Raw genomic sequence first — 14,343 nt, forward strand, 5'->3', positions numbered from 1 at the left:
TGGTGCCGGGACACCCCGTCCGAAGGCGACGAGCAGACGACAGCGGGTGCGGCGCTTCCGGGAAGCGCCGCACCGTTCCCGGCGGTCAGCCCGTGGGGCAGGAGACCGGCGGCCGGGTTCATACGACAAAGGGGTGGCCGGGTCGTGGCCCGCGGTGCGCCGGGGGTGTTCCGCACCGCGGGCCACAGGTCCGAGCTATCTGTTCCAGGTCCACTTCTGGTTGTTACCGCCGTGGCAGGAGTAGAGCTGGATCTGGGTGCCGTTGCCGGTGCCCTGCCCGACGGCGTCCAGGCACAGCCCGGACTGGACGCCCTGGATGCTGCCGTCGGAGTTCACACGCCACTTCTGGTTGTCGCCACCCCAGCAGCTGTAGATCTGAATCCTCGCGCCGTTGCCGCTGCCGGCCGCGTCCAGGCACTTGTTGCCGTACACCCGGATCTCACCGGCAGAGGTGGAGCTCCAGGTCTGGTTGCTCTGGCCATGGCAGTCCCACAGCTGCACCTGCGTGCCGTCCGAGGTGCTGGCGTTCGGCACGTCCAGGCAGCGGCCCGAGGCGACACCCCTGATCTGCCCACTGCCACCCCCGGAGGTAGGAGTCGCGCTGGGCGACTGGGGGGTCGTCGGCGACGGGGAGGCGGGTCCGCTGCCGTCGGGGGCGACGGCGCGTCCGGTGGTGGGGGAGATCATGCCGGCGCAGAGGTTGCGGCTGCGGAGGTTGGCGGCGATCTGGGGGATGGCCTGGACGGTGGTGGCGTACTGGTCGTGCATGAGGATGATCTGGCCGTTTTGGAGTCGGCTGGCGGCCTGGACGATCTGGGAGGTGCTGGCGCCGTTCCAGTCCTGGGAGTCGACGTCCCAGATGATCTCCTTGAGGCCGAGCTGCTGTTCGATCGACTGGAGGGTGTAGTTGGTTTCGCCGTAGGGCGGGCGGAACAGTTTGGGGGCCTGTCCGGTGGCCTGCTGGATGGCCTGCTGGGTCCGCTGCAGCTCCGACTGGATCTGCGAGCTGCTCATCTGGGTCAGGTGGGGGTGGGTGTAGCTGTGGTTGCCGACCCACATGCCGGCGTCGACCTGGGCGCGTACGAGGGATTGGTTGTTCTGGGCGTTCTGGCCGATGTTGAAGAAGGTGGCGCGCAGGCCGTTGGCCTTCAACGTGTTGAGCAGGTTGGTGGTGTTGCTGGGGTTGGGGCCGTCGTCATAGGTGAGGCCCACATACCCGGCGCTGCAGTCGGCGGCCTGGGCTGCGGTGGCGGAAAGGGTCACGGTCGCGAGCGCCGCGGTGACCACGCCCGCGAGCGCCGCGGCGAGCATCTTCCGTAACCCTGCACGTCCTGCGGTGCGTATGGCGCTGTCGGCCATGTCTGCTCCTCCGATCGGGGAGAGGGCCGGACGGCGCGTGTGTTCGCCGGTAGGGGGTGCGCCGCCCGGCCCCGGGGTTCGCCGGTGCAACATTCTGGGAAGCGCCCTTGAAACATGTCAAAGATCGGCCGAAACGTTTCTATCCGAGACCCCATGAAAGAAGGCCTGTAGTGCCGAAACGCCGATGAACTTTTCAGGCCCGATGAGCACCGCTCCCGGGCATCCGGAGCCGCCCGGGAGCGGACGCCCCGGCCGGGCTCCGGAGCCCCAGGAACACGATCAGGCGGGGACCTTGTCCAGGAAGCCGTACACGTTCCGGATCCGGCCGTCCTCGGCGAAGGCCACGACGTCGAAGCCGATCACCACGGGCTCCGCCGCGCCTTCGGGGGCGAGGTGCCAGGTGAAGCGCGCGATGTCGTGGTGGCCGTCTACCGGCCCGCCCAGGGTGAACACGAACCCGGGGAACATCTCCTGCGCTCCGGCGATCACCGCGGCGACACCCTCGTGCCCGGTGACGGCGGCCAGCGGGTCGGTGTAGCCGCCGTCCTCGGTCCACAGCTCGGCCACCGCCTTCGCCCTGGCCTCGGCGTCGCGCTCGTTCCAGGCGGCGATGTAACGCTCGGCCAGGGCGGTGTAGTCGGTCATTTCCACTCCTTCGGGGATGTCTTCGTGACGACACGTGAACGGTGTCACGCACCCCCGAGGAGCGGCGATTACGCGGCAGGTAACGCTAGAGACCGAGGGTCTCCCTGCGCAGGTGGGTCTTGAGCACCTTGCCGCCGGGGTTGCGCGGCAGCTCGGCCTCCCTGAACCAGAACCGCACCGGCACCTTGAACGCCGCGATACGGCCGCGCAGGAACTCCTGGAGCTCCTCGCCGGTGGCGCTCGCGCCCCGCTTGAGCCGTACGACCGCGCCGACCTGCTCGCCCAGCTCGTCGTCGGGGATGCCGATCACGGCCGCGTCGTCCACCGCGGGGTGCTCGAACAGGGCGGCCTCGACTTCGGCGCAGTAGACGTTCTCGCCGCCCCTGATGACCATGTCCTTGGCCCGGTCGACGATGTAGACGTAGCCGTCCTCGTCCATGCGGGCCAGGTCGCCCGTGTGCAGCCAGCCGTCCACGAACGTCTCCGCCGTGGCGTCCGGGCGGTTCCAGTAGCCCATGATCACGATCGGTCCGCGGATGCACAGCTCGCCGACCATGCCGGGCGGCAGCTCCGCGCCGAGCGGGTCGCAGATCCTGACGTCCACGACGGCGAGCGGCAGTCCGATGCTGTCGGGCCTGGCCAGGTAGTCCCTGCCGCTGTTGTAGATCGCGAGCGCCGTCGTCTCGGTCATGCCGTACCCGTTGGCCGGCGTGCGGTTGGGGAGCGACTCGGTGATCCGCTCCAGCAGCTTCGGCGGGGCCGGAGCGCCGCCGTACGAGACGGAGCCGAGCGAGGAGATGTCGTGCTTGTCCAGATCGGGGTGTGACAGCAGCTGCCAGGCGTTGGTCGGCACGCCGCTCATCACGGTGACCTTCTCGCGCTCGATGAGCTCCAGGGCCCGCTTGGGGTCCCACTTGTACATGAGCACGAGCCCGCCGCCGCTGAACATCGTGGTCATCAGCACGGCGAAGCACCCGGTGACGTGGAAGAGGGGCACGGTCAGCAGGGTGATCCTGCGCTTTTCCGCCGCCGCGGCCACGTCCCTGCCGGCCATCGCCACCGTGCGCATCATCGCGTACGCGACGGTCATCGGCGCCTGGCCGAGGTTGCGGTGGCTGCCGAGTGCGCCCTTGGACCTGCCGGTGGTGCCGGAAGTGTAGAAGATCGTGGCGGGGTCGTCGGGGCCGAGCTCGACCTGCGGCAGCGTCACGTCGGCGCGGACCTCGCCGAGGACCTCGGACCAGTTGGCGCCCTCACCGCGGGTGACGATCATCGGCAGGCCGCTGCCGGCCATCCGCGCGGCGCGCTCGCCGTCGGCGATCACGACCTTGGCGCCCGAGTCGCTCAGGCCATATTCCAGCTCCTGCTCGGTCCACCAGGCGTTGAGCGGTACGGCCACCGCCCCTGCGGCGAGCACGGCGGAGAAGGAGACGATCCATTCGGGGTAGTTGCGCATGGCCACGGCGACGCGGTCGCCCTTGCGTACGCCATAGTCGTTCACCAGGCGGTTGGCGAGGGTCGCGGCCAGCCGGAAATGCTCCTCATAGGTGAGGTGCTCGTCCTCGTAGACGACGAACACCTTGTCCCCATGAAACCGGGTGATTTCCAGGAGGGCCCGGAAGGTCGCGGGAGCGTGCTTCCACGCCCGGATCTTGTGACCGCCGACCTCGACCTCTTCCATTTCGAAGAGCTGCCCGGGCGCCGTGAGCTGGGCCTGGACCTGTTCGTTCGTGATCGTCATGCTGGCGCACTCCCGGACTCGTTCGTTAACCGGATGTTTCACGATACCGACCGGTAGGTACGTCGGCTAGATGTCCATCTCTCGGAACGCCGCTTGCATGCTCATGCTTTACGATGCATACTCTCTACACCAGCAAGAACATGAGGTCCGCTGCATGATCATGCAGTGACCGGGATACAGATCCCTTGAGACAGGGCTCAGTGAAGACAGGGGGCGCGGATGAGGGCGGCCATCGCCGGAGCCAGCGGCTACGCGGGAGGAGAGCTGCTCCGTCTGCTGCTCGGGCATCCCGCTGTCGAGATCGGTGCCCTGACCGCCGCGTCCAGCGCGGGCAGCAGGCTCGGCGCCCACCAGCCCCACCTGCCGTCGCTGGCCGACCGGGTGATCGAAGAGACCACCCCCGACGTGCTCGCCGGTCACGACGTCGTCTTCCTCGCCCTCCCGCACGGTCAGTCGGCCGCGGTCGCCGCCGAGCTCGGCGACGGCGCACTCGTCGTCGACTGCGGCGCCGACTTCCGGCTGACCAGCGCGCAAGAGTGGACCGCATTCTACGGCGGCGTCCACGCCGGCACGTGGCCCTACGGCCTGCCCGAGCTGCCCGGTCAGCGCGAGGTCCTGCGCGGCGCCCGGCGCATCGCCGTCCCCGGCTGTTACCCGACGGCCGCCACGCTCGCGCTGTTCCCCGCCTTCGCGGCCGGGCTGGCCGAGCCCGACGTCGTGGTCGTCGCCGCGAGCGGCACCTCCGGAGCAGGCCGGGCGCCCAAGGCCCATCTGCTCGGCAGCGAGGTGATGGGCTCGGTCAGCGCGTACGGCGTGGGCGGGGTCCACCGGCACACCCCCGAGATGGAGCAGAACCTGTCGGCGGTCGCCGGACGGCCGGTCCGCGTGTCGTTCACGCCGACCCTCGCGCCGATGAGCCGCGGCATCCTCGCCACCTGTACGGCTCCCGCCGTGCCGGGCGTCACCCGCGCCGCGCTCCGGGAGGCGTACGAGACGGCGGTGAAGGACGAGCCGTTCCTCCACCTGCTGCCCGAGGGGACATGGCCGGCGACCGCGATGACGGTCGGGGCCAACACCGCGGTGCTGCAGGTCACCCTCGACGAGCGGGCCGGACGGATCGTCGCCGTCGTCGCCATCGACAACCTCACCAAGGGGACCGCGGGCGGCGCGATCCAGAGCGCCAATCTCGCTCTCGGCCTTCCGGAAGAAGTCGGTCTTCCCACCAATGGAGTCGCCCCGTGATGAACATCGTCCCCTGTGAGGAGCGCGCATGAGTGTGACCGCACCCCTGGGTTTCCGCGCCGCAGGAGTCGCCGCGGGGATCAAGAGCGGCGGCGCCCGCGACCTGGCCCTGGTCGTCAACGACGGCCCCTCGCGTGCCGCGGCCGGCGTCTTCACCAGCAACCGTTTCAAGGCCGCGCCGGTCCTGTGGTCGGCCCAGGTCCTCTCCGGCGGCCGGGTGAGGGCCGTCGTCCTCAACTCCGGCGGCGCCAACGCCTGCACCGGCCCGCTCGGCTTCCAGGACACCCACGCCACCGCCGAGAAGGTGGCGGAGGTCCTCGACGACTCCGCGGCCGAGATCGCGGTCTGCTCCACCGGCCTGATCGGCGAGCGGCTGCCGATGGACGCGCTGCTCGGCGGCGTGGGGACCGCGGCCGCCCAGCTCAGCCGCGACGGCGGCCTGGCGGCGGCCGACGCGATCCGCACCACCGACACCGTCAGCAAGATCTCCTTCCGCCGTGGCGAGACGGGCTACATGGTGGGCGGCATGGCGAAGGGCGCCGGGATGCTCGCGCCCGCGCTCGCCACGATGCTGTGCGTGATCACCACCGACGCCGACCTCACATCCGAGGAACTCGACACGGTGCTGCGCAAGGCGACGTCCGTGACGTTCGACCGGCTCGACACCGACGGCTGCATGTCGACCAACGACACCGTGCTGCTGCTCGCGAGCGGAGCGTCGGGCGTGCGCCCCGACCTCGCCGAGTTCGAGAAGGTCGTCACCGCGGTCTGCGCGGACCTGGCCCGGCAGCTTCTGGTCGACGCCGAGGGCGCCACGAAGGCGATCGCCATCGAGGTCGTCGGCGCGGCGTCGGAGGAGGACGCGGTGGCGGTGGGCCGGGCGGTCGCCCGCTCGAACCTGCTCAAGTGCGCGATCCACGGCGAGGACCCCAACTGGGGCCGCGTGGTCAGCGCGGTCGGCACCACCGACGCCGTGTTCGACGCCGATCGGGTCAACGTGGCGGTCAACGGCATCTGGATCTGCCGTGGCGGCGCGGCGGGAGACGACCGCGACAAGGTCGACCTGCGCCCCCGCGACGTCACCATCACCATCGACCTGTCCGCCGGCCCGCACACCGCGACCGTGCACACCACCGACCTCACGGCGGCGTACGTGCACGAGAACTCGGCGTACTCGTCATGAGCGTCAGGCGGAACGGCGCCCTGGACAAGGCGCACACCCTGATCGAGGCGCTGCCCTGGCTCGCGCGCTTCCACGGCGCGACCGTCGTCATCAAATACGGCGGCAACGCCATGACGGAGGAGCACCTGCGGGCCAAGTTCGCGGCCGACGTGGTGTTCCTCCGCTACGCGGGACTGCGGCCGGTGATCGTGCACGGCGGCGGCCCGCAGATCCAGTCGCACCTCGATCTGCTCGGGATCGACAGCCACTTCGTGTCCGGGCTGCGGGTGACCACACCCGAGGCGATGCAGGTCGTCCGGATGGTGCTGGTCGGCCAGGTCAACCGCGACGTGGTCGGGCTGATCAACGGGCACGGGCCGTTCGCGGTCGGCATGTCCGGCGAGGACGCCCACCTGTTCACGGCCGAGCGCAAGCATGTCGTGGTCGACGGCGTCAAGGTGGACATCGGCCAGGTCGGGGAGATCGTCCGGGTCGAGGCGGGCGCCGTCCGGGCGCTTCTCGACGACGGCCGCATCCCGGTGGTGTCGTCCGTGGCCCGTGGCGAGGACGGCGGGATCTACAACGTCAACGCCGACACCGCCGCCGCGGCCCTCGCCGTGGCGCTCCAGGCGTCGAAGCTCATCGTGCTCACCGACGTCGAAGGGCTGTACGCCGACTGGCCGAACAGCGAAGAGGTCGTCAGCCGGATCGGGGCGTCCGAGCTCGCCGCGCTGCTGCCCTCACTGTCGAGCGGCATGGTGCCGAAGATGGAGGCATGCCTGTCCGCGGTGCGCGGCGGCGTCCCCCAGGCCCACGTGCTCGACGGGCGGGTGCCGCACGCGCTGCTGCTGGAGGTCTTCACCGACGAAGGCATCGGGACGATGGTCGAGCCCGACGACGCCGCTCCGGCGGCGCGAGGCGAGGCCGACGGAGCGGCGGCGGACGGCGCCGTCAACGGGGAGGTTGCCAGGTGACCACCAATGACGAACTGCGCGCACGCTTCGAAGCGGCGTTCATGCGCAACTACGGGGTGCCGCCGGTCGCCATCGCCCGCGGCGAGGGCTGCTCCGTCTGGGATGTGGACGGCCGCCACTACCTCGATCTCATCGGCGGCATCGCGGTGACCTCGCTCGGCCACAACCACCCGGCCCTGGTCGAGGCGGTGTCCCGCCAGGTGGCCACTCTCGCGCACACCTCGAACCTCTACCTGCACGAGCCCGAGGTGCTGCTCGCCGAGAAACTGCTCGGACTGCTCGGAGAGCCCGCGCGGGTCTTCCTCTCCAACTCCGGCACCGAGGCCAACGAGGCGGCCGTCAAGATCGCCATCAAGTACGGCAAGACGCACGGCCGCGGCTACGTCGTAGCGACGGAGAACGGCTTCCATGGCCGCACGCTCGGCGCGCTGTCGCTGACGGGCAAGCCCTCGATCCGCGACCAGTTCGGGCCGTTCCCGCTAGACGTCCGGTTCGTACCGTTCGGGGATGCGGACGCGCTCAAGAGCGCGGTGACCGAAGACTGCGCCGCGGTCTTCCTGGAGCCCGCCCAGGGTGAGGCGGGCGTCATACCGGCGCCCGACGGCTACTTCCGCGCCGCAAGGGAGATCTGCTCCTCGGCGGGGGCACTGTTCGTCGCCGACGAGATCCAGTCGGCCATCGGCCGCACCGGGCACTGGTTCGCCCACCAGGCGGAGGGGGTCGTCCCCGACGTCCTGACGCTGGCCAAGGGCCTCGGCGGAGGACTGCCCATCGGTGCCTGCATCGGCTTCGGCGAGGCCGGCGAGGTCTTCGCGAAGGGCGACCACGGCTCGACCTTCGGCGGCAACCCGGTCTCGTGCGCGGCGGCGCTCGCCGTGCTCGACACGATCGAGAGCGACGGGCTGCTCGGCAACGTCGCGAAGATGGGGGCGCTGCTGTCCGAGGGCATCGCCGCCGTGCGGCATCCGCTGCTCAAGGGGGTCAGGGGGCGCGGGCTCTGGCTGGCCGCCGTGCTCACCGCGCCGAAGTCGGCGCAGGTGCAGGCGGCGGCGCAGGAGGCCGGCTTCCTGGTCAACGCCCTGCAGCCCGACGCGGTACGGCTCGCGCCGCCGCTTGTCATCACCGAGTCCGACGTTCAGACCTTCCTCGACGCGCTGCCCGGGATCCTGGAGGCCGCAGATGCCTGACAACGTTGTGAACCCCGCCACCGGCCCGGCCCCGCACGGCTCCCCGGCGCACGTGAGGCAGGGCGCGGACCCGGCGCAGGTGAGGCAGGGCGCGGACCCGGCGCAGGTGAGGCAGGGCGCGGACCCGGCGCAGGTGAGGCAGGGCGCGGACCCGACGCAAGTTAGACACTTCCTGCGGGACGACGATCTGTCGCCGGAGGAGCAGGCCCAGGTGCTCGACCTCGCCGAGGCGATGAAGAAGGACCGGTTCGGCTACCGGCCCTTCGAGGGCCCTCGCACGGTCGCCGTGCTGTTCGACAAGCCGTCCACCCGCACCCGGTTCTCGTTCGCGGTCGGCGTCGCCGAGCTGGGCGGCCAGCCTCTGATCATGGACCTCGGCACCTCGCAGATGGGGCGCGGGGAGCCGATCGAGGACACCGCGCGGGTGCTGTGCCGCCAGGTCGCGGCGATCGTGTGGCGGACGGCCGGTCAGGAGCGCATCGAGGCGATGGCGGCGTACTCGACGGTGCCGGTGGTGAACGCGCTGACCGACGAGTTCCACCCCTGCCAGATCCTCGCCGACCTCCAGACGATCCGGGAGCACAAGGGCTCGCCGCGGGGCCTCACGCTCGCCTACCTCGGCGACGGCGCCAACAACATGGCCCACTCCTACCTGCTGGGCGGGGCCACGGCCGGCATGCACGTCCGGATCGGGGCGCCGGTGGGCTACCTGCCCGACGCCCTGGTCGTGGAGCGGGCCGCCGAGATCGCGGCGACCACCGGCGGATCGGTCACTGTGGTGAGCGACCCGGAGGCCGCGGTGGCCGGCGCGCATGTCGTCGCGACCGACACCTGGGTGTCCATGGGCCAGGACGGCAAGGACGAGCGGATCGCGGCCTTCGCCTCCTACCAGGTGAGCGCCGCCCTGCTCGGCCTGGCGAATCCTGACGCGATCGTGCTTCACTGTCTCCCGGCATACCGGGGATTGGAAATCGCCGCGGACGTCATCGACGGGCCGCAGAGCGTGGTGTGGGATCAGGCGGAAAACCGGCTGCACGCCCAGAAGGCACTGCTGCACTGGCTGACGACGCGGGGTGCGGAGGGATCGTGACCATCCCGCTGACGAAGGCGGCCCGTCACGCGCGAATCGTGGAACTGCTGACCAGGCACAAGGTCCGCTCGCAACCCGAGCTGGCCAAGCTCCTGGCGGAGCAGGGAGTGGAGGTCACCCAGGCCACGCTCTCCCGCGATCTCGACGAGCTGGGCGCGCTGAAGTTGCGGGCCGACGACGGCACGCTGGTCTACGCGCTGCCAGGCGAGGGCGGGGGACGGATACCGCTCTATCGCACCGGCGCCGTGAACGGCATGCCGGAAAACCCCGACGCGCGGCTGCGGAGGATCGCGGAGGAGCTCCTGGTGTCGGCCGAGGCGTCGGCCAACCTCGTGATACTGCGCACGCCGCCGGGAGCGGCACAGTTTCTCGCCTCGGCGATCGACCACGCGGGCTGGGAGTCCATTCTCGGCACGGTGGCCGGCGACGACACGATCCTCGTCATCAGCCGTGACCCGACCGGGGGGAAGGCGCTGGCGGAGTCCCTGCTGAGCCTGGCCACCCGCCGTGCGCCCGACGTGAGCAGGCCCAAGATCGCCGTGGAGGTCCGCGACCACGGCAGCGGGAAGCGGGAAGCATGACGGACCGGGTCCGTTCGCCGGCGGACTTGGCCCGCCGAAGGGCATTTCCCGGGCAATGGGAAGACCGGCGTGGACACCACCCGAGAAGGGCCCGCCGATCGACGTCAGCGGGAGATCACCGAAGTGATGGATCACAACGAGATCGCGGCCGCGCGGGGCGCCCGCCAGGCCTGATTCACCCGGCATACGCCCCGGTTCCAATGCAGGGACCGGGGCGTACGTCGGCTAAGGTCGCGGATTAGTCCCGCAGAAGGATCCGCGTGAAGGATTTGCGCGCCCGAGATTCGGCAGAGAATCCCGGAGAAGACGCGAAGACCCACATACGACGGCCCCGGGCGGGAACGGCGCGCGGTCATCTTTTCTGCAGGGACTCGAATATCGGAGGGAGAAGACGGTGGCGGACAACAAGCCGATGCGGCTCTGGGGTGGCAGGTTCGAGGGGGGACCCGCGGACGCCCTCACGCGCCTGTCGGTGAGCGTGCAGTTCGACTGGCGGCTCGCGCCGTACGATCTGCTGGCCTCGCGCGCGCACGCGCGCGTGCTGCACCGCGCCGGGCTGCTGACCCAGGAGGAGCTCGACCGCATGCTGGGCGCGCTCGACGACCTCGACCAGGCGTGCCGCAAGGGAGAGTTCCGCCCCACCGTGGCCGACGAGGACGTGCACACCGCGCTGGAGCGCGGCCTGCTCGAACGGCTCGGTTCGCTGGGCGGCAAGCTCCGCGCCGGCCGCAGCCGCAACGACCAGATCGCCACCGACCTGCGCCTCTACCTGCGTGACCACGTCCGCGTGATCGTCTCCCGGCTCGTCGAGCTGGAGACGGCGCTGATCAGCCAGGCAGAGGAGAACACCGACGTCGCCGCCCCCGGCATGACACACCTGCAGCACGCCCAGCCCGTGTCGTTCGGCCACCAGCTCCTGGCCCACGTGCACGCGCTCACCCGCGACGTGGACCGCCTCCGCGACTGGGACAGGCGCGCGGCGATCTCGCCGCTCGGCTCGGGCGCGCTGGCCGGGTCCTCCCTGCCGCTCGACCCCGCCGCCGTCGCCGCGGAGCTCGGTTTTGACGCCCCCGCGCCGAACTCGATGGACGCGGTCGCCGACCGCGACTTCGCGGCCGAGTTCCTGTTCTGCGCGGCGCTGATCGGCGTGCACATCTCCCGGCTCGGCGAGGAGATCGTGCTGTGGGCCTCGCAGGAGTTCCGATGGATCGAGGTGGACGACGCCTACTCCACCGGCTCGTCGATCATGCCGCAGAAGAAGAACCCCGACGTCGCCGAGCTGGCGAGGGGCAAGAGCGGCCGGCTGATCGGTTCGCTGATGTCGCTGCTGACGACCCTCAAGGGCCTGCCGCTCACCTACAACCGCGACCTGCAGGAGGACAAGGAGCCGGTGTTCGACGCGGTCGACACCCTGCTCCTCGTGCTCCCCGCCGTGTCGGGCATGGTGTCCACGATGCGCGTCAACAAGGCCAAGCTGGAGGCCAGCGCGCCCGACGGCTTCGCCCTGGCCACCGACCTCGCCGAACTGCTGGTCCGCCGCGGGGTGCCGTTCCGCGAGGCGCACGAGGCCGTCGGCCACCTGGTGGTGTGGTGCCAGGTGAACGACAAGGACCTCGGTGAGCTCACCGACGACGAGCTGGCCAAGGTCTCGCCGCACTTCGCCGTCGACGCATCCGGCGCGAGCGTCCGTGACGTGCTGAACGTGCACGGAGCGCTGGCCGCCCGCAGCGCATTCGGCGGCACCGCGCCCGACCGGGTCCGCGACCAGATCGCGAACCTCCGCGATGTCGTCGACGGTCAGGCGGCATGGGCGAACGAGAGCTGATCGAAGACGTCGCGGGCGCTCCGCTCGGCCGCGACTTCTTCGACCGCCCATCGGACGTGGTCGCGCCCGACCTGCTCGGCCGCGTGGTCGTGCACGGGTCGGTGGCCGTGCGGCTGAGCGAGGTCGAGGCGTACGGCGGGCCGGGGCAGGACCCGGCCGCCCACACCTACCGGGGCCGCACGCCACGCAACGCGGTCATGTTCGGCCCGCCGGGGCACCTCTACGTCTACTTCACGTACGGCATGCACTACTGCGCCAATCTCGTGTGCATGCCCGAGGGCACCGGCTCGGCCGTCCTGTTACGCGCGGGTGAGGTGATCGCGGGCGTGCACAGCGCGCGCATCCGGCGCATGCCGCACGCCGACGGCCCGGACCTTGAGGGATTGGTGCGGCGCGTGCCCGACCGCGACCTCGCACGCGGACCGGCCCGGCTCACGGTCGCGCTCGGCCTGGTCCGGGAGCACAACGGAACGGACTGCTGCTCCGGCGGCCCGATCCGGGTGCACGAGGGCAGGCCCGTGCCGTCCGGCCAGGTCAGGACGGGTCCTCGCACCGGCGTGTCGGCGGGCGCCGAGACGCCCTGGAGGTTCTGGATCGACGGCGACCCCACCGTCTCGCCCTACCGTGCCCACGTTCCCCGGCGTCGCGGCCGTGCCACGAGCTGACGCGCGGGTAAGAAGTGGCGATAAAGTTCCGTGATCAGGCAGGCTTGTACGGAAGCCCCGTACATCCACCATCGATAAGCGAAAGCCACGACCGTGACCGCAACTTCAGGCAACCTCGTGCCGACGTCGGAGATGGCTGACATCCTCGACGAGCTCGAGTGGCGCGACGTGATCGCGCAGACGACCGACATCGACGCGCTGCGCAAGGCGCTGGCCGACGGTCCGATCACCGTGTATGCGGGCTTCGACCCGACCGCACCCTCGCTGCACGTGGGCAACCTGGCCACGCTGCTGATCCTGACCCGCTTTCAGCGGGCGGGGCACCGGCCTATCGGCCTGGTCGGAGGCGCCACCGGTTTGATCGGCGACCCGAGCGGCCGCAGCACCGAGCGGGCACTCAACTCCAGCGACATCGTCGCGGAATGGGTGTCACGAATCCGGGTGCAGGTCGAGAAGTTCCTGTCCTTCGAGGAGGGGCCGACAGCCGCCACGCTGGTCAGCAACCTCGACTGGACCGCGAAACTGTCGGCGATCGACTTCCTGCGGGACGTCGGCAAGCACTTCCCCGTCAACCGCATGCTGGCAAGGGAGTCGGTCTCCGCCCGGCTCTCCGGCGAGGGGCTCAGCTACACCGAGTTCAGCTACCAGATCCTGCAGGCCAACGACTACCTCGAGCTGTACCGGCGGCACGGATGCATGTTGCAGGTCGGCGGCAGCGACCAGTGGGGCAACATCACGGCCGGAGTCGATCTGATCCGCCGGGTCGAGGGCGCGCATGTCCACGCGTTGACCGGCAAGCTGATCACCAAGGCCGACGGCACGAAGTTCGGCAAGACGGCCGGTGGTGCGGTCTGGCTTGATCCCGCGCTCACCTCGCCGTACGCGTTCTACCAATACTGGTTGAACGCCGACGACCGAGACGTGGTGCGGTTCCTCAAGGTCTTCACCTTCCGTACGCGGGAGGAGATCGACGAGCTGGAGAAGGCCGTGGCCGAGCGGCCGGCCGCTCGTGAGGCGCAGCGCGCCCTGGCCGAGGACCTGACCACTCTGGTCCACGGCGCCGATGAGCTCGCCCGGGTGATCGCCGCCTCGCGTGCGCTGTTCGGGCAGGGCTCGCTCGCCGAGCTCGACGCCCGGACACTGGAGTCCGCCCTCGCCGAGGTGCCCAAGGCGGTCGTGCCCGCCCTGGGGGCGCCGTACGTCGAGCTGCTCGCGCAGAGCGGTCTGGTGGAGTCGAAGTCGGCGGCGCGCCGGGCAGTGAAGGAGGGCGGCGCGTACCTGAACAACGTGAAGATCACCGATGAGGAGTACGTGCCCTCGGCGGACGACCTGCTGCACGGCCGGTTCCTCGTGCTGCGCAGGGGCAAGAAGACGGTCGGCGGCATCGAGGTCGCCTGATCTACCGCATTGAACAGCCGCTTCGGTCCGAGACCGGGGCGGCTGTTTCATGCCCAAGAGTCGTTGTGGCGAAGGTAACAGTCGTATGACCTGGAAGGTAGCCGGCGCCGGAAGTTCCCGTCTGACTTGGGGTTTCGGCCATCTCGGCGTGATTTGACGGCAGAGTCGGTGTTGCCTAATGTTTTCTTCGCCCCCGGGGGGTGCGGGACGCCGAGAGGCGGCCGGACCCGGAGGGCAAGCCACTCCGACAGCCACCCAGGCGAGGCGCTTGCGTCAAGTCCGGGTCGCTCGTGGCGCGATCAGACCGAAAGGTTTGACACGAAGCGGGCGAGGGTTTAGTATGGAGTGGTTGCCCCGAAAGGGGCGGTCACTCTAACAAGAGCATCGACCGAGATCGTGTGGCCCTCCAGGTCCGCGACGCGGCGATAGTCGTAGAGTCGGCCGAACGGAAGTCATCGCCCTGGATCTCGGGAC

Annotated in this window: 12 protein-coding genes; 9 read left to right on the forward strand and 3 right to left on the reverse strand. The window is 70.2% G+C overall.

Annotation, left to right across the window (positions count from 1 at the left end; all coding sequences use genetic code 11):
- Window positions 1-195: 195 nt before the first annotated feature.
- The 3 genes from HCK04_RS20375 to HCK04_RS20385 all read right to left on the reverse strand — a co-directional run bounded on the left by HCK04_RS20375 (window position 196) and on the right by HCK04_RS20385 (window position 3,745).
- Window positions 196-1,359 (reverse strand): polysaccharide deacetylase family protein, encoded by a 1,164-nt coding sequence (locus tag HCK04_RS20375; RefSeq protein ID WP_142648959.1) that lies wholly within the window; start codon window positions 1,357-1,359, stop codon window positions 196-198.
- A 279-nt stretch (window positions 1,360-1,638) separates the two neighbouring features.
- Window positions 1,639-2,004 (reverse strand): nuclear transport factor 2 family protein, encoded by a 366-nt coding sequence (locus tag HCK04_RS20380; RefSeq protein ID WP_142648960.1) that lies wholly within the window; start codon window positions 2,002-2,004, stop codon window positions 1,639-1,641.
- An 85-nt stretch (window positions 2,005-2,089) separates the two neighbouring features.
- The gene (locus HCK04_RS20385; RefSeq protein ID WP_142648961.1) at window positions 2,090-3,745 is read right to left on the reverse strand and encodes a class I adenylate-forming enzyme family protein; all 1,656 of its coding nucleotides are present in this window, start codon (window positions 3,743-3,745) and stop codon (window positions 2,090-2,092) included.
- A 219-nt stretch (window positions 3,746-3,964) separates the two neighbouring features.
- Between HCK04_RS20385 and argC the strand changes: the two genes are divergently transcribed.
- From argC to tyrS, 9 genes are all read left to right on the forward strand, one after another.
- Window positions 3,965-4,987 (forward strand): N-acetyl-gamma-glutamyl-phosphate reductase, encoded by a 1,023-nt coding sequence (gene argC, locus HCK04_RS20390; RefSeq protein ID WP_142648962.1) that lies wholly within the window; start codon window positions 3,965-3,967, stop codon window positions 4,985-4,987.
- Between the two features lie 28 nt (window positions 4,988-5,015).
- On the forward strand, window positions 5,016-6,170 hold the full coding sequence (argJ, locus tag HCK04_RS20395) for a bifunctional glutamate N-acetyltransferase/amino-acid acetyltransferase ArgJ (RefSeq protein ID WP_142648963.1): 1,155 nt from the start codon (window positions 5,016-5,018) through the stop codon (window positions 6,168-6,170).
- Entirely contained in the window at window positions 6,167-7,123 is a 957-nt protein-coding gene (gene argB / locus HCK04_RS20400; protein ID WP_142648964.1) for an acetylglutamate kinase, read from the forward strand. The genes argJ and argB overlap by 4 nt, the downstream gene beginning before the upstream one ends.
- 41 nt (window positions 7,124-7,164) lie before the next feature.
- Entirely contained in the window at window positions 7,165-8,310 is a 1,146-nt protein-coding gene (locus HCK04_RS20405) for an acetylornithine transaminase (protein ID WP_205830496.1), read from the forward strand.
- Complete coding sequence (gene argF / locus HCK04_RS20410; RefSeq protein WP_142648966.1) at window positions 8,303-9,400, forward strand: ornithine carbamoyltransferase; 1,098 nt, start codon at window positions 8,303-8,305, stop codon at window positions 9,398-9,400. The genes HCK04_RS20405 and argF overlap by 8 nt, the downstream gene beginning before the upstream one ends.
- Window positions 9,397-9,981: an arginine repressor gene (locus HCK04_RS20415; protein ID WP_260617345.1), complete on the forward strand. Its 585-nt coding sequence runs from the start codon at window positions 9,397-9,399 to the stop codon at window positions 9,979-9,981. Before argF ends, HCK04_RS20415 begins: the two co-directional genes overlap by 4 nt.
- 412 nt (window positions 9,982-10,393) lie before the next feature.
- Window positions 10,394-11,806, forward strand: a complete 1,413-nt coding sequence (gene argH, locus HCK04_RS20420) for an argininosuccinate lyase (RefSeq protein ID WP_142648984.1) — start codon at window positions 10,394-10,396, stop codon at window positions 11,804-11,806.
- Window positions 11,788-12,471: a DNA-3-methyladenine glycosylase gene (locus HCK04_RS20425; protein WP_142648967.1), complete on the forward strand. Its 684-nt coding sequence runs from the start codon at window positions 11,788-11,790 to the stop codon at window positions 12,469-12,471. Before argH ends, HCK04_RS20425 begins: the two co-directional genes overlap by 19 nt.
- Window positions 12,472-12,603: 132 nt before the next feature.
- Window positions 12,604-13,869: a tyrosine--tRNA ligase gene (gene tyrS / locus HCK04_RS20430; RefSeq protein WP_142648985.1), complete on the forward strand. Its 1,266-nt coding sequence runs from the start codon at window positions 12,604-12,606 to the stop codon at window positions 13,867-13,869.
- Window positions 13,870-14,343 lie beyond the last annotated feature (474 nt).

Origin of the sequence: Microbispora sp. CL1-1 (genome assembly GCF_012034195.1) — a bacterium.
GTDB lineage: Bacteria > Actinomycetota > Actinomycetes > Streptosporangiales > Streptosporangiaceae > Microbispora.

Coding starts and splice junctions, on each gene's coding strand:
- argC (WP_142648962.1), top strand. CDS start 3,965: ATGAGGGCGGCCATCGCCGGAGCCAGCGGCTACGCGGGAGGAGAGCTG.
- argF (WP_142648966.1), top strand. CDS start 8,303: ATGCCTGACAACGTTGTGAACCCCGCCACCGGCCCGGCCCCGCACGGC.
- HCK04_RS20375 (WP_142648959.1), bottom strand. CDS start 1,359: ATGGCCGACAGCGCCATACGCACCGCAGGACGTGCAGGGTTACGGAAG.
- HCK04_RS20405 (WP_205830496.1), top strand. CDS start 7,165: ATGCGCAACTACGGGGTGCCGCCGGTCGCCATCGCCCGCGGCGAGGGC.
- HCK04_RS20425 (WP_142648967.1), top strand. CDS start 11,788: ATGGGCGAACGAGAGCTGATCGAAGACGTCGCGGGCGCTCCGCTCGGC.
- tyrS (WP_142648985.1), top strand. CDS start 12,604: ATGGCTGACATCCTCGACGAGCTCGAGTGGCGCGACGTGATCGCGCAG.
- argH (WP_142648984.1), top strand. CDS start 10,394: ATGCGGCTCTGGGGTGGCAGGTTCGAGGGGGGACCCGCGGACGCCCTC.
- HCK04_RS20385 (WP_142648961.1), bottom strand. CDS start 3,745: ATGACGATCACGAACGAACAGGTCCAGGCCCAGCTCACGGCGCCCGGG.
- HCK04_RS20380 (WP_142648960.1), bottom strand. CDS start 2,004: ATGACCGACTACACCGCCCTGGCCGAGCGTTACATCGCCGCCTGGAAC.
- argJ (WP_142648963.1), top strand. CDS start 5,016: ATGAGTGTGACCGCACCCCTGGGTTTCCGCGCCGCAGGAGTCGCCGCG.
- argB (WP_142648964.1), top strand. CDS start 6,167: ATGAGCGTCAGGCGGAACGGCGCCCTGGACAAGGCGCACACCCTGATC.